This window comes from Bartonella sp. bp_1 (assembly GCF_055808085.1).
Genome location: NZ_CM147851.1, coordinates 2,414,178 through 2,435,709, shown reverse-complemented (window position 1 = coordinate 2,435,709; position 21,532 = coordinate 2,414,178). Strand labels below are relative to the sequence as shown.

Below are 21,532 nucleotides of genomic sequence, written 5' to 3'. Positions count from 1 at the left end.
ATTCATCACTCATTTCCAAACTTTGCCATTAAACGTACAACTATGATCAAGATGATCATACAATCGTGCCATTCCTCAAACAGTCGCAACTGGCGTCAAAGGTGATGCAATGGCGCCAGGCAAATCAAGCGGAGGGGCCGTTAACAAAAAGCGATACCGTTTATGCGCACGCAGCCAATTGGCGAGAGGCGTCAGATTCCAGAGTTCCCCCAGATGAAGTCCTATCTTGAATAGACAATGTTCATGAAGCGGCAAAACGGCACAGCTGTGCCCACTATGTCGAGCAGGAAAAGCTTCAACAGCATAATTATCCGCAGCAAGTGCAGCAATTTTACTCTCACTCAACCAATTCAGAAGCTTTTGATCGGCGCCGTCAAGAACAGCACAGGCATTTTCCAATTTTTCTTTGTCCGGATGACGATTCATACTCAGTACAAGATCTGCAAACCCCGTATGAAGACATAAAATATCACCTTGATCGACTTCAACACTGTCTTTTTCAAGAACACGCATCAAATCATCATAGCCTACTATTTTACGTTCATCGCCAAAATGGGCACGCAAATCGACCATAACACCGCGCCCTTGGACAGTACTGCGTGACATATGTTCAATGCCAAGCGCATATGCTGCCGAAGTACTCGCATTCTCAAGAGAGTCAGGAACACCTGTATCCTTGACATCATGCGGGCCAACAATATCTTTTCCCGCTTTAAACCCATTATAATAAACCGGTTCAGCTACACCATCGCCATCAGCGTCAAACAATGAGCCTGCATGGGCAAGACCATCCCATTGGGTTGAATATTGAAGCGACAAAACAACAAGATCATCACTCAAAACATCCGAGGTGCCTGGCTCTATCTCATTCATTGCACAATTAAAATTCACACGACCCCGACGCAACAGAGGGCGCAATACTGGTGGATATCGATTGGGATTAAGCGACTGACCACCCGGATAATCAAGCGGAATGCTCAAAGAAAAACTAAGACCCTCTTTAACTTCTGCAACACCTTCCATCACTTTTTCTTTAGAAAGATAGTTGAGGCAGCCCAGTTGATCATCATCACCGAAATCACCCCAATTGGAATTTTCAGGGCGATTTTTCCATCGTCTTTCGGTCATTTCAAACTTCCCTTATTCAAACTTTAATATGACCAAAACGACACAGAAACCTTGCTTATTGGTCATTAACGGCTCACACTTTTTCAAGTGCTATGGCAATACCCTGCCCGACACCAATACACATGGTGGCAAGAGCGCGCTTTTTTGAACTCAGTGATAACTCCAAAGCCGCTGTACCGGTAATACGTGCACCCGACATACCAAGCGGATGACCTAAGGCAATCGCACCGCCATTCGGATTGATATGGTCACTTTTTTCATCGAGCCCCAACTCACGAAGAACAGCAAGCCCTTGACTAGCAAAAGCCTCATTGAGTTCAATGAGATCAAAATCCTGAGGTGTCATGCCGATACGCTGACATAGTTTTCGAGTCGCTGGCGCAGGACCAATCCCCATAATACGCGGCGGCACACCAGCCGCTGCCCCGGCAACAATGCGTGCAAGTGGTGTCAGACCATATTTTTTAATCGCTTCCTCAGAAGCGATAATTAAAGCAGCTGCACCATCATTGACACCAGAAGCGTTACCAGCCGTCACAGTTGCACCATCCATTTTATTGATGGGCTTTAATTTTGCCAACGCTTCCAATGAAGTTTCACGTAAATGCTCGTCCTTGTCGACAATAACTGGCTCACCTTTGCGTTGTGGAATACTAACCGGAGTAATCTCTTTCGCCAGTCGTCCTGTTTTCTGGGCAGCAGCTGCCTTTTGTTGGGAACTAAGCGCAAAGGCATCCTGATCTTCACGACTAATCTTAAAATCAATCGCAACATGATCGCCTGTTTCCGGCATAGAATCGACACCAAATTGAGCTTTCATGAGTGGATTAATAAAACGCCAGCCGATTGTCGTATCATAAATTTCAGCCTTGCGCGAAAAGGCTGTTTCAGCTTTTGGCATAATAAAAGGCGCACGCGACATACTTTCAACGCCACCCGCTACGATAAGATCAGCTTCACCTGCTTTAATGGCACGTGCAGCCGTTATAACTGCATCCATACCCGAGCCACAAAGACGATTCATGGTTGTGCCACTAACCTCAACTGGAAAACCAGCCAACAGCGTCGCCATACGTGCTACGTTACGATTATCCTCACCCGCCTGATTAGCAGAACCAAAAATCACATCATCAACCTTCGCCCAATCAATCTGGTTATGACGTGCAATAAGCGCCTTCAAGACGACAGCGCCCAAATCATCCGGACGAACACTTGCAAGCGCACCGCCAAAGCGGCCAATGGGTGTGCGAATATAATCACAAATATAAGCTTCACTCATTGTCCATTCTCCAAAGCAGGTACATCCAAAACACCAACCACACCGTCTACATGAAGTGGTGCGCCCGTCATGGCTTGCAAATCATCCAGGCTGATTGCTGCCAATTTTTCACGCAAAACAAAATGGCCTTGCTTAATATCAATAACAGCATGACTAGTGTAAACACGAGTGATGCACCCAACACCTGTCAAAGGAAAAGTGCATTTATCAACGAGCTTCGGCTCACCCTTTTTGGTCATATGTTCGGTAATCACAAAAACCTGTTTGGCCCCATGCACAAGGTCCATTGCCCCACCAACTGCTGGCACACCCTTGGAACCGACCCGCCAGTTGGCAAGATCGCCATTCTGGGCAACCTGATAGGCCCCCAAAATAGCAACATCGAGATGTCCCCCTCGTACCATGGCAAAACTGTCGGCATGATGGAAAAAAGCCGCGCCCGGTTTAAGCGTTACAGCTTTCTTACCGGCATTGATCAGATCCCAATCTTCTTGTCCTTCAGCGGGCGGTTCACCAAAATTCAAAATTCCGTTCTCGGTATGAAAAATAGCCTGACGGCCTTGTGGCTGATAGCGTGCTACCATTTCAGGAAAACCGATACCAAGATTGACATAGGCACCATCTGCAATATCCTGCGCCGCACGCCACGCAATCTGGGCATTGGAAAGTTTTATATCATCATGCATATTAATTGTCATTTATAGGCCACTCCTGCACGAATAAGTTCTTCTTCCTGAGCCGGATTGGCAACCTCAACAACGCTGTCAACAAAGATACCCGGCGTCACAACATGTTCAGGATTGATATCGCCAGCCTTAACGAGCTGACGGGTCTGCACAATTGTTTTACCAGCAGCCATACACATAATCGGATTGAAGTTACGTGCAGCCTTATTATAAACGAGATTACCCTGAGTATCTGCCCTGTCGGCTTTGATCAAAGAAAAATCAGCTTTCAGCCAGCGCTCCTGCACGTAAGGACGCCCGTCGAACTCGGCGACAACTTTGCCCTCAGCCAGCTCGGTACCATAACCTGTAGGCGTATAAAAAGCAGGAATACCAGCGCCACCAGCGCGAATACGCTCCGCCAATGTACCTTGTGGAACCAGTTCCAATTCTATTTCACCAGCCAGATATCGATCAGTAAAAGCGCGAGGATCCGAAGAACGAGGGAAAGAACAAATCATCTTCTTGACCATGCCAGCATCAATCATTGCCGCAATACCGATACGGCCATTGCCAGCATTATTATTGATAACTGTCAAATTTTTTACGCCCTTATCAATCAAGGCATGAATAAGCTCTATTGGCGCACCAGAGCCGCCAAAACCACCGATCATGATGCTTGCACCATCACCAATTGGCTCAACTGCCTGCGCCAAATTATCAATTGTTTTATCCATAAAAATCTCCCCAAGCGCTATCAAGCACCAAGATTGAAAATAGAAGGTCAATCTATCGACATCAAATTAAAAATGCGATATACGCAATTTGTTCGATAATCGTACATTGTCAATGCAATGGAGAAGTTATGACTCTAGCCAAACGCGATTATATGGGCGGATTGGCAAAAGGACTGAAAGTGATTGAGGCTTTCAACGCCGATACACCCAAATTATCCATCACTCAAGCTGCCGAGATTGTCGGTCTTGACCGTGCCACAACAAGACGCTGCCTTTTAACACTCGCTGATCTTGGTTTTTGTGAATATGACGGCAAGTTTTTTACTATTACACCACGCATCTTACGATTAGGAACAGGCTGTCTCGCTGCCATGCCCTTACCCCGCATCATGCAACCGACATTAGAGAAACTTTCCGACAGCATCCAACAAAGTGCATCCGTATCAATCTTGGATGAAACACAAATTGTCTATATAGCCCGTGCCTCACAACGCCGCGTCATGTCAATTGCACTGATGCCCGGCTCACGCCTTCCCGCCTATTGCACCTCCATGGGACGCATCCTGCTGGCCTCACTCAATGAAGATGATGCCCATAATATTTTAATGCATTCTATACGGGAAGCACGCACCCCCAAAACAATAACCGGAATTGATACATTAATGGATGAACTGGAAAAAATACGTCAGCAAGGCTTTTCTTTGATTGATGAAGAGGTAGAACTTGGCTTACGCTCGATTGCTGTACCGCTTATAAACCGCCACGGCAAAACAATTGCGGCCCTCAATACCGGACTATCTACCACAACCGAACCACTCACCTCTCTACGCGAACATTATCTACCGGAGCTGCTCAAAGTACAACACGACCTCATGCCAATATTACACTGATCGCAATCATAATATTTATGAGGCAGATGTAATATGTGACGCCCTTTGCCGAATAATACGCATAAGGTGATCAACATCCGGCAAAACGGGCGTTTCAGCACGTAAAGTCATACCAACCGGCCCCATTGTACCTGAGCAATCAATCGGCAAAGTACAGAGAAAACCATCCTTAACATCATTATAAACCACCCCTTGAGAAATGACCCATATCGCATCAGATCGACGTAAATAAGCTTTGCTAAAACTTGAGGATACTGTTTCGATTAAACGCTCCCCCTTAGGTAAGTCAGCCATAAGCATCAACCGATCGAATGTCGGCCGAATGATAGCTTTTTTATTAGGGATGATCATTTCAAAATTCTGCATTGCAGCAGGATCAAAATTCTTAGCTTTTAGCAAAGGATGATCTTTGCGAACCACAAAACAGATCGGTTCAGAATAAAGATGTTCAAAATGCAGTCCTGCCATCTCGTCAGGATGACCCATACGTCCAATAATAATATCGACGCCACCACCTAGCAGCAACTGGATTAAATAAGCATTAGGACCAGTAATGATTTCCGGTATGGCTTGCCCACCCTGCTGTTCAAAATCCTCAATCACCTTAGGCAATATACGAGCCGAAACAGTGGGCAAAGCGCCAATGCGTACTGGATTGATATTACCCTGCAAATCCGTCAATTCTTCAATGCCTTGCCGCAGTGCCACAACACTTGTCTCGGCATAACGCAAAAAGGCTTTTCCAGCTGGCGTTAAATCCAAAATACGATGACTCCGATCGAACAAACGCACACTCAAGAGATTTTCCAGCTCCTTGATGGTTTTAGAAATAGCTGGTTGCGTTACCGATAGTTTATCAGCAGCCAAACTGACACTGCATAAGCGAGCAACTTCTATGAACGCTCTTAGATGACGAGTCCTGATCAATGACAGCATTGTTTTATAACCTATAAGTTATGAATATAGCTATTTTTCTTATTTTACATCACCTGTCAATTATCTTAATTTTCCAAATGAGGAGTAGGAGGCAACGGAATCATGACAAGTAAAGAAAAAACATCGCTGTATGCATGTGGACTCACAACGCGTCGTAGTGTTCTGGGCAACGAGCATGTTGACCGGGCATTGGCCGGTATGACTAAATTTGACGAGGATTTCCAAACATTCATCACCGAACAGGCATGGGGTAGCTTGTGGTCACGACCACATTTTTCAAAAAGAGAGCGCTCTATCATCACACTGGCCTTAATGGCAGCACTCGGACATGAAGACGAATTTGCCATGCATGTCAGAGCAACCCGCAATACCGGTGCCACCCAAGATGACATCCTAGAAGCATTGATGCATGTTGCTGTTTATGCCGGTGTTCCTGCCGCTAACAGCGCCATCAAAATCGCCAAGAAAGTCTTCGCCGAACAAGACCAAAATACATTCTCTCATAAGGTTTCATCATGACAAAAACACCACCCAACGCCTGTGATTGTCACATTCATGTTTTCAATCAGCGCTTCCCTGCTGTTGAAAAAGGAGCAAGCGTGCGCACGGGTGCCGATGTAGAAGATTATCTTGAAGTGCAAAAACAAATGGGCACAAATCGCACTGTCATTGTCCACGCCCGTGTTTTTGTTACCGACAATGATGCAACACTGGATGCCATTGAACGGCTTGGACGAAAAAATACACGTGGTATCGGCGTGCTTAACCCCGATGTCAGTAACATGACATTACAAAAAATGGACAACGGCGGAATCCGTGGTGTTCGCTTTACCCTATTCAAACCCGAAAATGCACCAACTCGTTTTGATATGGTCGAACCTTTGGCACGCCGTATTGAAGAATATGGTTGGCATGTACAACTGCACTGGACAGCCGATCAGATTGTTGAACACGAAGCCATGCTGCGCCGTCTGCCATGTGCAATCGTCTTCGATCACTTCGCTCGCATCACCTCACCTGATCATCCAGCATTCAAAATTGTCTGTGATCTTATTGACCAAGGACGCACATGGGTAAAACTTGCCGCTCCTTATCTCAATTCAAAACGTGGCCTTGCCCATCACTATGACGATTGCAAAAAAATGGCGCATGAATTTATCAAAAAAGCACCTGAACGGTTAGTCTGGGGAAGTGATTGGCCGCATGTAACCGAAACCAATATCCCCGATGACAGGCTTTTACTAGCCATCCTTGATCAATGGGTCGACACACCGCAAACGCGCGAACGTATTTTAGTTCAAAACCCTGCGCAACTCTACCAGTTTGATGATTAATTTCACCACATTCCATTTCCAGGGAGGAAAATATGGTATCTGAACATTCTGCGCAATCAACAAAATCACGCTTTACAGCGAGCGTCATACGTTCTTTCGAAAAAATAATTCCAGATCCCTTTGTACTGGCAATCCTGATTACACTTGTCATCGCGGTTCTATGTTTCTTTGTTGCCCCAGATAACTCCCTGACAACGATGGCAAGCGGCTGGGGCACTGGATTTTTCAGCATCATGACCTTCACCGCGCAGATCACACTGGTGCTGATGACCGGCCATGCCTTCGCCCATGCACCGATCATCCAAAATATTTTCCGCTCGATCGTATCTCTGGCCAAAACACCAGTACAAGCTGCCGCACTCACCTTTATCTGTGTAGCGCTTTGCTCATTCTTTAACTGGTCATTCGGTCTAGTCATGAGCGCCCTTCTGGCGCGTGAAGTTGCCAAACGTCATAAAGCAGATTTTGCATGGATTGTTGCAGCTGGTTTTTCTGGCTGGGTTGTCTGGGCAAGCGGTATTTCAAGCTCAATTGCTCTAGCCCAATCTACACCGGGATCAGCTATGAATGTCGTTGAAAAGCTGACGGGCAAGGTCCTGTCGCTGAGTGAATTTGTATTTGTACCCTTCAATCTGGTTCCAACCATCTTCCTCATCATCACAGTGCCTTTCCTACTGGCATGGATCAAACCAAGCGAAAAAGACTCGATTATATTCGATGCTGCCAGCAATCCTGACCCTAAGCCGCATTCAAAACCGGAAGGTAAATGGACCTTCGCCCAATGGCTTGAATATTCATGGGTAGGCAGTGCCTTTGTTGCCATTATCGGTTTTATTGTTTGGTATCACGCCTATATCGGAACTTTAAAACTAGAGGGCATTAATGCCGTTATTTTTATGATGTTTGTATTGGGCATTATCTTGCATGGCTACCCGTTGGCCTATGCCCGCGCCATTAAAAATGCAGCCGCACAAACCAGCTCCATGCTACTGCAATACCCACTTTATGGAGGCATTATGGGCTTGATGGCGGCAACTGGCTTACCACAGATAATCGCCAATGGCTTTATCGCTATTTCTACAGACCATACCTTGCCATTCTGGAGCTATATCTGTTCTGTTATTGTTACATTCCTCATTCCAAGTGGTGGCGGCCACTGGGCTGTACAAGGGCCCTTTATTATTCCTGCCGCCATCCATCTCAATGCCTCCATCCCCGCCACAACAATGGCCGTTGCTATGGGTGAACAGGTTTCAAACATGCTGCAACCCTTTTGGGCAGCACCAGTAGTTGCTATGGCCGGCATCGGCGTACAACGGGTGTTAGGCTATACATTAATGACATTTATCTTGTCCTTCATTGTTTATGGTGCAGCCTTGTTGTTTCTTGTCTGATCTGTCTACACACCACCAATAAAAGGTCTCGTCAAAAAATGCCGGGACCTTTCAATTTAAAAACCATATCGGTCAAAATAATAAAAAGACACATTTTCAGACACTTCATTGACAAAAACATTAAATAGCATTAAATTCGCCAAACGATATTTTTTTCTGAGCTACAATTTCTGCCGTTTCTACACGTCTACAATTTTCCCTCTCATCAAAACATCGGTATCCAACATGCGCAAAACGCATGATCCTCTATCGCCATGAAAGGGTTTATGATGACCACAGGCACAGTAAAATGGTTTAACACCACCAAGGGTTTCGGCTTTATCCAACCAGATGACGGCGGCGCCGACGCATTTGTTCATATCAGCGCTGTTGAGCGTTCTGGTATGCGTGATCTTCAAGAAGGCCAGAAGGTCTCCTATGAATTGCAACAGGACAAAAAATCCGGCAAAATGTCGGCCTGCAACTTGGCTGCTGCTTAAGTTCAAAATTATAAACGGATTGATGATCTGGTGACCACGAATGTACTGGAACCATAGATATTTGATCTTAAAAAAGTCGGGCTATTAGCCCGGCTTTTTTATTTATAAACAAATGAACTGAAACTCCCTACCAAAAGCTACTTGCCAAAAACAAGCACATTATGCTTATCTATAATTATCATAGAATGCGAAGTCCCTAATCTTCTACTAAATTGACCTTGCCCCTAACTTATCCCCATTTATAAGTTAGCAATGTTCACATTTTGATCTTTTTTATGCATTTTAGTAAATTCTATGGGTGTTAAACCCTTCAGGCTTGTATGTGGTCTTTTATGGTTGTAGTCATTCCTCCATTCTTCGATAAGGTGGCGTGCATGTGTCAAACCAGTAAAAAGATGCTCATTGAGGCATTCGTCACGTAACCTGCCATTGAAGCTTTCAATAAAACCGTTCTGCATTGGCTTTCCCGGTGCAATGTAATGCCATTCGACATTTTTATGCTTTTCCTGCCATTCAAGCATAGCATTGGATGTGAACTCGCTGCCATTGTCACTGACAATCATATTGGGTGCTCCATGGTATTCACAAAGCCTGTCAAGTTCGCGCGCAACACGCTTGCCTGATAGGGAATAATCGATAATCATTGTCAGACATTGCCGGTTGAAGTCATCAATCACATTCAAAAGTCGGAAGCGTCGACCATCAATCAGAGCATCCGAGACAAAGTCGAGGCTCCAACGTTGATTGACATCCTGTGGAATGGTCATTGGTGAACGTGTTCCCAAAGCACGCTTTCGGCCGCCACGTTTGCGCACCTTAAGCTCCTCTTCTCGATAAATACGATAAAGCTTCTTATGATTGACAATAAACCCCTCACGTTGCAGCAGCAGATGCAAACGGCGGTAGCCAAAACGGTGACGTGCCTGCGATAGTTCACGCAGACGTTGGCGCAGAATACCATCATCAGATCGGTGGGATTGATAGCGGTAAACTCGCGGATCAATACCAACCAAATAACAGGCACGGCGTTGCGAATAAGATCGCTCTTCAATCGCCCAGTTCACGGCACTTCTCCTTGAACCAGGCGTTAAAAGTTTTTTGACAGCATCTCGCGCAAGCTCGCCACATCCATAACGCTTTCAGCCAGAAGCTTCTTCAAGCGGGAATTTTCATCTTCAAGCGCTTTTAAGCGCTTGGCATCCAACACTTCCATCCCACCATATTTGGAACGCCATTTATAAAAGGTTGCATCACTAATCCCATGGCGGCGGCATAAATCAACCGCAGTCATGCCACTTTGATGCTCTTTCAATATCCCGATAATTTGCTCTTCGCTAAACCGGCTCTTCTTCATCTCGTTCGTCTCCTAAACAGAAAACAAACTAACTTAATAACGAGGATAATCTAAGGGGCAAGGTCACTGCAGGATTAACAGTATTTCTATCCCTCAATAACATAATCATGATCCCATCGTATAAACACGTTCTATAATGCCATAATATTATTTTTTTCTATTGGAATTTTGGTGGAGCTAAGCGGGATCGAACCGCTGACCTCTTGCATGCCATGCAAGCGCTCTCCCAGCTGAGCTATAGCCCCACATTTGGTTTTTAAGCCTGGGCGCAGCAATACTGCTGCGTGTGCGGTTCTTAAAGGGCGAACCGTATAAGATCAAGAGGAATTTTTTAAAAAACAAAATTCCCTCTTAACAAATAGTCTTAAATATCATCCTCGTCGGAAACGCCACCGATGATAACACTGACATCATCATCTTCATCATCTTCGTCATCAGCCAGGAATGTATCATCGTCATCCCCCAAGTCGACGTCATCGTCATCCCCAAGATCCGGTAGATCATCATCCCCTTTTGCTTCGTCGTCGGCATCTTCAAGCGAGATAAATTCAGGCTTTTCCAATGCTGTATCCAGTTCTTCCTCTTCCAGTTCCTCTTCTTCACCCTTGGCTTCTGCCGAAGCTTCAAAATAAGAACGGGGATAGGAAATACCGGTGTAAGGCGAAACAATAGGATCGCGGTTGAGGTCATAAAACTTCTTCCCCGTTTCCGGGTCTACGCGTTTTGTTCCAAGCTCGGGCTTTGCCATTATTTTGGGCCTCATTTAGAATGATCGATCATCAATTGAAAAAATGTGATCGCTGGTTAAGCGTAAAATAACCCGTTTGTCAAAGATAAACCGACATGGATGAGATGATTTTTCCATGATTTTTATTGTGACGTGCCAAAAACCTTATGTTAGAAGCCTCTTTGAATAAATAACTGGAATACAAAATATGAGCGCCCACCAAAATCCAAAACCGGCCAATGCCCGACAATCTCGCGATCTTTCAGGTATTGTGCGCATTCCCGGCGACAAGTCCATCTCGCACCGTGCTTTCATGTTTGGTGCTCTGGCACGCGGTGAGACCCGCATTAGCGGTCTATTGGAAAGCGAAGATGTCATCCACACCGGTGAAGCGATGAAGGCTATGGGCGCCAATATCCAGAAACAGGACGATATGTGGATTATCAACGGCACTGGAAACGGATGCCTACTCGAACCAGTTGCGCCACTTGAATTCGGCAATGCCGGTACCGGTTCCCGTCTGACCATGGGGCTTGTCGGCACCTATCATATGACAACACATTTTCAGGGTGACGCTTCCCTGTCAAAACGTCCCATGGGCCGTATTCTTGATCCTCTACGCCTGATGGGGGTTGAAGTGGAAGCGGCCGAAGGCGACCGGATGCCGTTGACTTTAAGAGGCCCGCTTACCGCCAATCCTATTACCTATCGTGTTCCCATGGCATCGGCACAGGTTAAATCGGCTGTCTTACTCGCCGGTCTCAACACTGCCGGCATCACAACCGTCATTGAACCAATCATGACACGCGATCATACCGAAAAAATGCTGGTCGGCTTTGGTGCCGATCTAGAAATTGAAACCGATGCGGAAGGCGTACGTCATATCCATCTACAAGGGCAGGGCAATTTAATCGGCCAGACCATTGAAGTTCCGGGGGATCCCTCATCAGCTGCCTTTCCTCTGGTTGCCGCCCTCATTGTTCCTGGTTCCGACATTACAATCCAGAATGTATTGATGAACCCGACCCGTACCGGCCTGATTACTACATTGCTTGAAATGGGTGCCGATATTGAAGAGCTGGCACGCCGCGAAACGGGGGGAGAAGATGTTGCTGATCTGCGCATACGCACCTCAACACTCAAAGGCGTAAATGTGCCGCCTGAGCGTGCCTCATCGATGATTGACGAATATCCAATTCTTGCCATTGCTGCCGCTTTTGCCGAAGGCAAAACAGTCATGCAAGGGATTGAAGAATTACGGGTGAAGGAATGTGATCGCCTTTCTGCGGTTGCCGATGGCCTGAAAGCCAACGATATAGAATGCGAAGAAGCAAAGGATTTTCTCGTCGTTTATGGCAAACCCGAAGCCAAAAATTATGGCGGAGGCACGGTCAAGACCCATCTTGACCACCGTATTGCCATGAGTTTCCTTGTCCTTGGTCTGGCCACAACAAGACCGGTTCATGTTGATGATACCGCCATGATTGCCACATCCTTTCCTGAATTTATGGACCTAATGCGCGGCCTTGGTGCCCATATTGATATTGAAGGCAAAAACTGATGCATCCCTTTATCATCGCCATTGATGGCCCTGCGGCATCCGGCAAGGGTACATTGGCACGCAGACTCGCTGCCTATTACCAGTTACCACATCTTGATACCGGCCTGACCTACCGTGCAGTAGCCCACGCCCTTATACAGCAAAACCTACCACTTGATGATGAAGACATTGCCGTTCATAGCGCACACGAACTCAATCTAGGGGCACTTGATCCGGCAATCCTGTCCGACCACGCTATCGGCGAAGCCGCATCAAAGATTGCAGTTATGCCCCGTCTTCGCAAAACCTTGGTAGAAGCACAAAGACACTTTGGTAAACAATTACCCGGGGCCGTACTGGATGGGCGCGATATCGGCACCGTTGTTTGCCCCGACGCCGACGTCAAACTCTATATCATTGCCGATGTAGAAATTCGTGCCGAACGACGATATCAGGAAATCATAACCAAAGGCGGCAAAGCATCATTTGATGCCATCCTTCACGATTTACAAAAACGCGACGAGCGGGATATGAACCGTAAGGAAGGCCCCTTGAAAGCGGCCGAAGATGCCCACTTGCTCAATACGACAAAATTGTCTATAGAAACCGCATTCGATGCGGCCTGTGCCATTATTGATCCTGTCTGGAACAGGCACACAAGCTGAATATACACCGTCCGGTTCTGACCCTTTGCGCCTTTTACACCTTGATTATCAAGGCGGCCAGTACCGGATCCATGCAACACAAACCCGGCGCATGTGCCCGATAAGATTGAAATCGGCACTTTTTCAGGAGTATCTATGTCTAATTTAAATCCCACCCGCGAGGATTTCGAAGCCCTTTTGGCCGAATCCTTCCAGACCAATGATCTGGCTGAAGGTTCTGTCGTTAAAGGCCGTATCATCGCCATCGAAAAAGATATGGCGATCATCGACGCCGGTCTTAAAGTTGAAGGCCGTATCCCACTGAAAGAATTCGGCGCCAAAGGCAAAGACGGTTCGCTGCAGCCGGGCGATGAAGTTGAAGTTTATGTCGAACGCATTGAAAATGCGATGGGCGAGGCCGTTCTGTCGCGCGAAAAAGCACGCCGCGAAGAAAGCTGGATCCGTCTTGAAGAAAAATTCAATGCAGGCGAGCGCGTTGAAGGCGTTATCTTTAGCCAGGTCAAGGGCGGTTTCACCGTTGATCTTGACGGCGCTGTTGCCTTCCTGCCACGTTCACAGGTTGATATCCGTCCAATCCGCGACGTGACACCTTTGATGCACAATCCGCAGCCTTTTGAAATCCTGAAAATGGACCGTCGCCGTGGCAATATCGTTGTCTCGCGTCGTACCGTTCTCGAAGAAAGCCGTGCAGAACAGCGTTCTGAAATTGTCCAGAACCTCGAAGAAAACCAAATCGTTGAGGGTGTTGTTAAAAACATCACCGATTATGGTGCATTCGTTGATCTCGGCGGCATTGATGGTCTGCTGCATGTCACCGATATGGCATGGCGCCGTGTCAACCATCCGTCGGAAATCCTCACCATCGGCCAAACTGTCAAGGTGCAGATCATCCGTATCAACCAGGATACACATCGTATCTCGCTCGGTATGAAGCAGCTCGAAAACGATCCTTGGGATGGTATCGGCGCAAAATACCCGATTGGCAAAAAGATCACTGGTGCCGTCACCAACATTACCGATTACGGTGCTTTTGTTGAAATCGAAGATGGTATTGAAGGCTTGATCCACGTTTCCGAAATGAGCTGGACCAAGAAAAACGTCCATCCGGGCAAACTTCTTTCCACATCACAAGAAGTCGAAGTTGTTGTTCTCGAAGTCGATCCGGTCAAGCGCCGCATCTCGCTTGGCCTCAAGCAGACTCTCGACAATCCTTGGGAATCCTTCGCCGAGAAATTCCCTGTCAATGCGGTTGTTGAAGGCGAAGTCAAGAATAAGACTGAATTCGGCCTCTTCATCGGTCTCGATGGTGATGTTGACGGTATGGTTCATCTATCCGATCTCGACTGGAACCGTCCGGGCGAACAGGTTATCGAAGAATACAACAAAGGCGACATGGTCAAGGCCGTCGTTCTTGATGTAGACGTCGAAAAAGAGCGTATCTCGCTCGGCGTCAAGCAGCTTTCCGGAGATAAAGTCGGTGAAGCCGCTGCTTCTGGCGAACTCCGCAAAAATGCTGTTGTAACCTGTGAAGTTACCGGCATCAGCGACAATGGTGTTGATGTGAAGCTGGTTGACCACGATCTGGAAACAACCATCCGCAAGGCCGATTTGTCGCGTGATCGTGATGAGCAGCGCCCTGAACGCTTCAGTGTTGGCCAGAAGGTTGATGCCCGCGTAACTGCTTTTGACAAAAAGACACGCAAACTTTCGGTCTCAATCAAGGCACTTGAAATTGCCGAAGAAAAAGAAGCTGTTGCCCAGTATGGCTCGACAGACTCCGGCGCTTCATTGGGCGATATTCTCGGTGCCGCTTTGAAGAAGCAGGAACAAGACTAATTCTAGTCGTTTCCAACAAAAAAAACCGCGCTTTTAAGCGCGGCCAGACTGTTAACAAAGCCCACTATTTTTTGATGGTGGGTTTTATATTATAGTTTTCTGACAATTGTTTTAAGATTTTGCAGAGTATTGTTTGGGTATGAATTTAGGCTCAGGACCTATTAATTTTGAGGATTCCTATTTCGGTTGATTTATGATTCATTGGTTTTATGGAGGATTGACCAATGGGTGATTTGTTTTTGTTAAGCGAACAGCAGATGGCGCGGATATTTCCCTTTTTTCCACTGTCCCATGGTGTTGTGCGTGTCGACGATCGTCGCATTGTCAGCGGCATTGTCTATGTCATCAAACACGGTTTGCAATGGAAAGATGCACCTGTCGGCTATGGCCCGCATAAAACGCTTTATAATCGCTTCATACGCTGGAGCCGGATGGGTGTGTTTGACCGTATCTTTGCTGCTCTTGCCGGACAGGGTCCTAAGCCTGAACGCATCATGATTGATGCCACGCATCTCAAAGCGCATCGCACAGCAGCCAGTCTGCTTAAAAAGGGGATGTTCCCCGCTGCATCGGGCGAACAAAAGGCGGTTTGAACTCGAAGCTACATACGGTCTGCGATCAACCGTGCAATGATCCAAATAGAAGAACTCTTTGGGCTTGCCATCCCTTACCATATAACCACTATCAGGGTCGGTGCGCGAAACCTTCGTCTGTTTAATCTCTGCCTGACGCTCCGTCGCTTCAAACGGCTTTTGCCCATGCAACTTACGCTCTAGCTCAATCGCGCGATCAAGATCAGCCCAATAATCACGGCGCGACTTCTCAATCATCGCAAGATCATATTTACCCTTATTGGCATCCGCCTTCAAATGTGTGCTATCGCTATAAAGAACAGTACCATCAACAAGACCATGGCCAATGGCCTGTTCAACAATCTCGTCAAATATATCCTGAGCAACCTTGCTATCGTTAAATTGGCGTTTACGGTTCTGACTCAATGTCGAAGCATCAAAGACCTTATCTGTCAGGCAGAGCTGTAAAAACCAACAATAGGCGACATTCATCTCAATCTCACGCACCAATTGGCGCTCAGAACGGATACCAAACAGATAGCCGATAAATAAGGCCTTGAACATCAATGTGGGATCAAGTGCAGGACGCCCATTGTCAGCGCAATAGTAATCGCGCACACGATCATGAATAAAGCTGAAATCAATCGTCTTATCAATGCGCCGCAAAAGATGATCTTGAGGCACCAAGCCTTCAAGGCTGACGAATTCCAACTGCGTTTGTGACATACCGGGTTCTTTAAGCATAACTCAATGAATCACAAATCATAAAATAAAACCCACCATCAAAAAACAGTGGGCTTTGTCAACAGTCTGAACCCGCCATAATGGCGGGTTTTTTAATTTGCAAATATTGATCGCTGTTTAATAAGTCGCGCGACCGCCGGAAATATCAAAGACGCCGCCCGTCGTAAACGAGCATTCCTTTGAAGCCAGCCAGCAGATCATGGCGGCCACTTCAGCGATTTCACCAAAACGTCCCATCGGAATTTTCGACAACATATAATTAATATGCTCTTCACTCATTTGGTCGAAAATGGTTGTACGCACTGCAGCAGGTGTCATGCAGTTAACGATGATCGGCAATTGCGCAAGCTCTTTGCCCAGCGTTTTGGTCAAACCAATCACGCCCGCTTTGGATGCGCTGTAAGCCGGTGCATTGGGATTGCCCTCCTTGCCAGCGATCGATGCAATGTTGACGATACGACCATATTGATTGGAAATCATTAATGGCACTATCGCCTTACAGCAATAAAAAATGCCATTGAGATTGACATCTACCACCTTGCACCAATCCCCTACACCATATTCCCATGTTTTGACATTGGGCCCTGTGATGCCAGCGCTATTGACCAATATATCGACGCTACCCAGTTTTTTACTTGTTGTTTCTACCGCCTTCACAACGCTTTCGTAATCAGAAACATCAACCTTAATGCCGGTTGCCGCATTTCCGATTTGCTTGCAGGCAGCATCAATTGCCAGCTCGTTAAAATCCCAGATAGCAACTTTGCCACCCTCTTGCACAATACGCGTTGCCGTCATCAAGCCAATGCCAGCGGCACCGCCAGTGATGACTGCCCGCTGACCATCAAAACGACCTTTAAAAACGCTGATTTCTGCCATATCAAGCACTCCATGCCTTACAGATCTGTTTTTGCTCACCCAAACCATCAATGCCCAAAGTCATGATATCACCAGCTTTGAGGTAAACAGCTTCAGGTTTCAGCCCCATACCGACACCGGGTGGAGTACCCGTAGTAATGACATCACCCGGCATCAATGTGATAAACTGCGACAGATATGAAACAATCGTCGGTACATCAAAAATCATTTTCGATGTATTGCCGGTCTGGCGGCGCACACCATTCACATCAAGCCACATACCAAGATTGTTATAATCGCCGACAGCTTCCTTGGTTACCAGATAGGGGCCTATCGGGCCAAACGTATCGCAGCCCTTCCCCTTATCCCATGTACCGCCGCGGTCAATCTGATAAGCGCGCTCGGAGACATCATTGACCAAAACAAAGCCGGCAACATGATCAAGTGCTTTTTTCTTCTTTACATGACTGGCTTTGGTCCCGATCACAATGCCGAGCTCGACCTCCCAATCGGTCTTTTCAGAGCCGGGCGGAATGATAACATCATCATTGGGTCCCTGAATACAAGAAATGGCTTTGGTAAAAATCACCGGTTCTTTTGGAATCGGCAAATTGGATTCTTCGGCATGGTCTTTAAAATTGAGACCGACAGCCAAAAACTTACCGATTGAAGCGATGGGGCAACCAAAACGTGGCGTGCCGAAGACCGCTGGCAACGAAGCGGGATCAATCGCGCCAAGTTTTACCAACTGATCTGGCGAAAGCGCCTGCGCGTCAATATCACTGATCGTGCCAGAAAGATCGCGAATTTTTCCATCCTTGTCTAGCAGACCCGGTTTTTCTTTGCCTCTATCACCATAACGAACGAGTTTCATAAAATTTCCTTTCAATCTCTAGAAGCAATTATTGCGGATAGGGGCGATGCAACTTACATTCGGGATTAAGCTCCACACCGAAACCCGGCTTATCGTCAAGCTTCAGTCGTCCGTTGACAGGAACCGGTTCATTCAACAACAAGGGGGTAAACATCGGAACCACTTTATCCGGCCCCGGATCCATCATCAAAAATTCTGCAAATGGACTATTATGGCGCGTAATCACAAAATGATAACTATAGACGCTGGAACCATGCGGAACGACCAAAACACCTTTGGCGTCGGCCATAGACGTAATCTTAATCAACTCGGTAATACCGCCGCACCAACCCACATCCGGCTGGATGATATCACAGCATTCCATATCAAGAAGCAGACGAAAGCCCCAACGGGTTGCCTCATGTTCGCCGGTCGTTACAAGTTGTCCGCGCGGCACATTGTTGCGTAATGCGGCATAACCCCAATAATCATCTGGCGGCAATGCTTCTTCAATCCATTTCAGGCCAGCCTCATGCCACGCCTGCGTTGCAAAGCGCGTAGCATATTCCAGATCAAGCGCCATCCAGCAATCCTGCATGAGCCAAAAATCGGGGCCGACCTTGGCGCGCATATCTGTCAATATCTCAATATTTTTGCGTAATCCTTTCTCGCCTTCGGCGGGGCCATGATGAAGCGCCATTTTACCCCCGATAAAGCCGAGTGCTTTAGCTGTATCCGGACGCGCTCCGGTCGCATAGAATTGCAATTCATCACGGACCGCACCACCGAGCATGTGATAGACTGGCTCTTTACGGTATTTACCAAGCAGGTCCCAAAGCGCCAGATCGACACCGGAAATCGTATTGATGACCAGACCCTTACGACCATAATAAAGCGTCGATTGATACATCTGGTCCCACGTCAGTTCCAGATCGGTTACCTTCGCGCCTACAATAAAGCGCGCAAGGTGATTTTCAACAATCCAAGCAGCCGGTTCACCACCGGTGGTTACCGCAAAACCGATAGTGCCGTCGTTAGCCTCCACCTCGACCACCAATGTGCCGAGCACATTGATACCGAAGCTTCGACGGCTTTCGCGATATTGCGGGTATTTTGACATCGGTGTAGCAATATGATCATCAATCCAGTGTTTGCCCTTTTGGTCGTGATAATCACCGCCGCCACCGCGCACCGTATAGGCCCGGACGGACTTAATCGTCGGTATAGCCATTTAACTTAACTCCTCACATTAATCGGCACTTTTATCATTGCGCCATCTTGGTATAATAAAAATAATCAGTGCGCCGATAACAGCTCCCAGCGCCATGGTATATAGCCCGCTGCCCGCACCAAATTGCCCATCGGCCCAGTTTTTAAGATTGGGTGCAACAAAGCTCCCCAATGCACCGAGCGAATTGATAAGGGCGATACCAGCTGCCGCCGCAGTGCCTACAAGATAACTTGTTGGAAAAACCCAAAAAGTCGGCTGCACGGCAATAAAGCCAGCTGCAGCAAAACATAACGCGATCAATGCGATCAAAGGAGATGAACCCGCGGAAACAGCGATGCCAATTCCAGAAACCAGAAGAGTCAAACCACCAACCAGACGATGGGCGTCCTTACGGTCAGCAATTCGCGGCAGATAATAAGTTGCCATAATAGCGAAAACCCAAGGAATTGCCGAGACCAGACCAACCTCCAGACCGACTTTTGTTCCAAGCAATGCAGCGACCTGGGGCGGAAAATAGAAAATGACGCCATAGACACTCATCTGGATCAGGAAATAGATTACGATCAGCTGTAAGATAACGGGCTTAAAAAATACCGCTTTAAGGTCACTTAGACCATGATGGGTTCTACTGATTTCCTGACGGCGCATTTCTTCCACCAATGCGGCCTTTTCATCATCAAGCAACCAGCGCGCATCCTGCGGCTTATCATCGAGATACCAATAAGCCCAGATACCCACAACACTAGCCAGCAGGCCTTCAATCATGAACATCCACTGCCAGCCTTCGAGACCGGCCATATCGTGCATATCCAGAAGCAACCCGCTCAACGGACCGCCAAAAATGAACGAAAGCGGTGCACCGAAATAAAACAGCCCCATAATGCTGCCACGCGAACGGTCAGGGAACCAATAGGTAAGATACAAAATGACGCCAGGGAAAAAACCGGCCTCCGCAGCACCCAATAAAACGCGCAACAGATAAAAGGTCGTCTCACTATTGGCAAACATCATAGCCGCCGAAACGAGGCCCCATGTTACCATGATACGACACATCCAAATCTTGGCGCCGACCTTATGCATAATCAAATTGCTTGGTACTTCAAGCAAGGCATATGATAAAAAGAAAAGCCCAGCACCCAGTGCATAAGCCGCATCTGATATACCGGCAGAGACTTGAAACGTTTCTTTGGCAAAACCGATATTGGCACGGTCAAGAAACGACAAGACATACATTAAAAGCAAAAATGGCACGAGACGCCAGCGTGCACGTGACAAAGCCGAATCCAATTTACTCGGGTTCATGAAAGCTCCTCCCAAAACTAATACCATATTATGGTATTATCTTTCATAATATGAAATATTATTATTTAGCCTATGAACATCTGTCAAGACGCGATATGTATCACATCGACGTCAATACATAGGGCCACGATGGATGTCGTCAGCGCGATAAACATGTAAGCTGCTGATTAAAAAGAAAAATTGGTTAAAAGGATAAAAAAATAATGAATAAAAAACCAAAGCCCCAGGGCAATCAGGCGCTCATGCGCGCGCTCAATATTATTGACGAAATCAGCCAGGCCCCCTGTGATCTCAATGAGTTGGCAAAAAAAATGAACCTGACGCGCAGCACGACACACCGACTGGCATCGACGCTTTTCCTACGCGGCTATCTTAAATTCGAACCCAGCAGCGGTTACAGCCTCGGCCCCAAACTGTTTCAACTCGGCGCCCTCGTGCAACAACAATGGCCATTGACCGCCATCGCCCACCCATATCTCGAAAAACTCGCCGCTCTAACACAAAACACCGTCCATCTCGGCATCCTTGATGAAGACACCGCCCTTTATCTCGACAAAATTGCAGGGCAACGACGCTTTGAGATCAGCTCCAAGATCGGCGAACGTCATCCTATTTGCTCAACAGGCCTCGGCAAGGCCCTGATTATGGATTTTGATGACAAGCGTTGGCGCGAAATCTATAGCCGCGAATATAAGGGAAATCTCAAAGCCTATTCACAATGGCAAAAAAAAATGTGCACCTATAAGACACAAGGTGTGACGTTTGACCTCGAGGAAAACGAAGACGGTGTGCGATGCGTAGCTGTTCCGATCCACAATGCCGCCAACCAAATCATCGCCGCCGTCAGCATGTCGAGTGCCATCCAATATCTTTCAATGGAGGATATGCCTGATTATGCCATTATCGTTAAGAGAATCGCAAATGAAATTAGCTGTGAGCTTGGCTGGCATAGCTAACGAGATGTCACATCTGTTATAGAATATGTTCGTCAAGACTCTTCATTTCATA

The 21,532-nt window shown here is 47.0% G+C and carries 20 protein-coding genes, 1 tRNA gene and 2 pseudogenes; 10 read left to right on the top strand and 13 right to left on the bottom strand.

From position 1 onward, the window contains the following. Positions 1-75 precede the first annotated feature (75 nt). The 4 genes from ACYZ97_RS12115 to ACYZ97_RS12100 all read right to left on the bottom strand — a co-directional run bounded on the left by ACYZ97_RS12115 (position 76) and on the right by ACYZ97_RS12100 (position 3,809). Complete coding sequence (locus ACYZ97_RS12115; RefSeq protein WP_473299180.1) at positions 76-1,128, bottom strand: cyclase family protein; 1,053 nt, start codon at positions 1,126-1,128, stop codon at positions 76-78. 73 nt (positions 1,129-1,201) lie between these two features. Further along, on the bottom strand, positions 1,202-2,407 hold the full coding sequence (gene pcaF, locus ACYZ97_RS12110; RefSeq protein ID WP_473299179.1) for a 3-oxoadipyl-CoA thiolase: 1,206 nt from the start codon (positions 2,405-2,407) through the stop codon (positions 1,202-1,204). Continuing rightward, positions 2,404-3,105 carry a CoA transferase subunit B gene (locus tag ACYZ97_RS12105; RefSeq protein ID WP_473299178.1) on the bottom strand — a complete coding sequence of 234 codons (702 nt, stop codon included), beginning with the start codon at positions 3,103-3,105 and terminating at the stop codon, positions 2,404-2,406. Before ACYZ97_RS12105 ends, pcaF begins: the two co-directional genes overlap by 4 nt. Next, entirely contained in the window at positions 3,102-3,809 is a 708-nt protein-coding gene (locus tag ACYZ97_RS12100) for a 3-oxoacid CoA-transferase subunit A (RefSeq protein WP_473299176.1), read from the bottom strand. The genes ACYZ97_RS12105 and ACYZ97_RS12100 overlap by 4 nt, the downstream gene beginning before the upstream one ends. Before the next feature lie 128 nt (positions 3,810-3,937). On the opposite strand from ACYZ97_RS12100, the gene ACYZ97_RS12095 reads away from it, so the two are divergent. Then, positions 3,938-4,699 (top strand): IclR family transcriptional regulator domain-containing protein, encoded by a 762-nt coding sequence (locus ACYZ97_RS12095; RefSeq protein WP_473299174.1) that lies wholly within the window; start codon positions 3,938-3,940, stop codon positions 4,697-4,699. A gap of 15 nt (positions 4,700-4,714) precedes the next feature. On the opposite strand, the gene pcaQ is transcribed toward ACYZ97_RS12095, so the two are convergent. After that, the gene (gene pcaQ / locus ACYZ97_RS12090) at positions 4,715-5,566 is read right to left on the bottom strand and encodes a pca operon transcription factor PcaQ (protein ID WP_473299173.1); all 852 of its coding nucleotides are present in this window, start codon (positions 5,564-5,566) and stop codon (positions 4,715-4,717) included. 171 nt (positions 5,567-5,737) lie between these two features. Here pcaQ and pcaC point away from each other — a divergent pair, with 171 nt between their 5' ends. From pcaC to ACYZ97_RS12070, 4 genes are all read left to right on the top strand, one after another. Continuing rightward, the gene (gene pcaC / locus ACYZ97_RS12085; protein WP_473299171.1) at positions 5,738-6,154 is read left to right on the top strand and encodes a 4-carboxymuconolactone decarboxylase; all 417 of its coding nucleotides are present in this window, start codon (positions 5,738-5,740) and stop codon (positions 6,152-6,154) included. Next, entirely contained in the window at positions 6,151-6,969 is an 819-nt protein-coding gene (locus tag ACYZ97_RS12080; RefSeq protein ID WP_473299169.1) for an amidohydrolase family protein, read from the top strand. Before pcaC ends, ACYZ97_RS12080 begins: the two co-directional genes overlap by 4 nt. Before the next feature lie 32 nt (positions 6,970-7,001). Then, positions 7,002-8,363: a short-chain fatty acid transporter gene (locus ACYZ97_RS12075; protein WP_473299168.1), complete on the top strand. Its 1,362-nt coding sequence runs from the start codon at positions 7,002-7,004 to the stop codon at positions 8,361-8,363. A 269-nt stretch (positions 8,364-8,632) separates the two neighbouring features. After that, positions 8,633-8,842 (top strand): cold-shock protein, encoded by a 210-nt coding sequence (locus ACYZ97_RS12070; RefSeq protein WP_473300709.1) that lies wholly within the window; start codon positions 8,633-8,635, stop codon positions 8,840-8,842. Between the two features lie 239 nt (positions 8,843-9,081). On the opposite strand, the gene ACYZ97_RS12065 is transcribed toward ACYZ97_RS12070, so the two are convergent. From ACYZ97_RS12065 to ACYZ97_RS12055, 3 genes are all read right to left on the bottom strand, one after another. Beyond that, a protein-coding gene (locus ACYZ97_RS12065) for an IS3 family transposase (protein ID WP_473299166.1) occupies positions 9,082-10,196 on the bottom strand; the annotation gives its coding sequence in 2 pieces (ribosomal slippage) (positions 9,082-9,944 and positions 9,944-10,196; 1,116 coding nt in all). A 169-nt stretch (positions 10,197-10,365) separates the two neighbouring features. Continuing rightward, positions 10,366-10,441, bottom strand: a tRNA-Ala gene (locus ACYZ97_RS12060). A gap of 119 nt (positions 10,442-10,560) precedes the next feature. Continuing rightward, on the bottom strand, positions 10,561-10,944 hold the full coding sequence (locus ACYZ97_RS12055; RefSeq protein ID WP_473299165.1) for a TIGR02300 family protein: 384 nt from the start codon (positions 10,942-10,944) through the stop codon (positions 10,561-10,563). A 187-nt stretch (positions 10,945-11,131) separates the two neighbouring features. Here ACYZ97_RS12055 and aroA point away from each other — a divergent pair, with 187 nt between their 5' ends. The 4 genes and pseudogenes from aroA to ACYZ97_RS12035 form a co-directional block, all read left to right on the top strand. Beyond that, positions 11,132-12,484, top strand: coding sequence for a 3-phosphoshikimate 1-carboxyvinyltransferase (gene aroA, locus ACYZ97_RS12050; protein ID WP_473299163.1), 1,353 nt, complete (start codon positions 11,132-11,134; stop codon positions 12,482-12,484). Next, positions 12,484-13,128, top strand: coding sequence for a (d)CMP kinase (cmk, locus tag ACYZ97_RS12045; RefSeq protein WP_473299161.1), 645 nt, complete (start codon positions 12,484-12,486; stop codon positions 13,126-13,128). The genes aroA and cmk overlap by 1 nt, the downstream gene beginning before the upstream one ends. Before the next feature lie 135 nt (positions 13,129-13,263). Continuing rightward, complete coding sequence (gene rpsA, locus ACYZ97_RS12040; RefSeq protein ID WP_473299159.1) at positions 13,264-14,964, top strand: 30S ribosomal protein S1; 1,701 nt, start codon at positions 13,264-13,266, stop codon at positions 14,962-14,964. 224 nt (positions 14,965-15,188) lie between these two features. After that, a pseudogene (locus ACYZ97_RS12035) lies at positions 15,189-15,583 on the top strand (IS5 family transposase); the annotation flags it as partial. Here the strand turns inward: ACYZ97_RS12035 and ACYZ97_RS12030 are convergent. The 5 genes and pseudogenes from ACYZ97_RS12030 to ACYZ97_RS12010 form a co-directional block, all read right to left on the bottom strand. Next, a pseudogene (locus ACYZ97_RS12030) lies at positions 15,576-16,280 on the bottom strand (transposase); the annotation flags it as partial. The pseudogenes ACYZ97_RS12035 and ACYZ97_RS12030 overlap by 8 nt on opposite strands. Positions 16,281-16,397: 117 nt before the next feature. After that, positions 16,398-17,159, bottom strand: a complete 762-nt coding sequence (locus tag ACYZ97_RS12025; RefSeq protein WP_473299157.1) for an SDR family NAD(P)-dependent oxidoreductase — start codon at positions 17,157-17,159, stop codon at positions 16,398-16,400. 1 nt (position 17,160) lies between these two features. Next, positions 17,161-18,012, bottom strand: coding sequence for a fumarylacetoacetate hydrolase family protein (locus tag ACYZ97_RS12020; RefSeq protein WP_473299156.1), 852 nt, complete (start codon positions 18,010-18,012; stop codon positions 17,161-17,163). A 28-nt stretch (positions 18,013-18,040) separates the two neighbouring features. Beyond that, complete coding sequence (rhmD, locus tag ACYZ97_RS12015; RefSeq protein ID WP_473299155.1) at positions 18,041-19,222, bottom strand: L-rhamnonate dehydratase; 1,182 nt, start codon at positions 19,220-19,222, stop codon at positions 18,041-18,043. A gap of 18 nt (positions 19,223-19,240) precedes the next feature. Beyond that, positions 19,241-20,524 (bottom strand): MFS transporter, encoded by a 1,284-nt coding sequence (locus ACYZ97_RS12010; protein ID WP_473299153.1) that lies wholly within the window; start codon positions 20,522-20,524, stop codon positions 19,241-19,243. A gap of 203 nt (positions 20,525-20,727) precedes the next feature. Here ACYZ97_RS12010 and ACYZ97_RS12005 point away from each other — a divergent pair, with 203 nt between their 5' ends. Further along, positions 20,728-21,480 carry an IclR family transcriptional regulator gene (locus ACYZ97_RS12005; RefSeq protein ID WP_473299152.1) on the top strand — a complete coding sequence of 251 codons (753 nt, stop codon included), beginning with the start codon at positions 20,728-20,730 and terminating at the stop codon, positions 21,478-21,480. Positions 21,481-21,532: the final 52 nt, after the last annotated feature.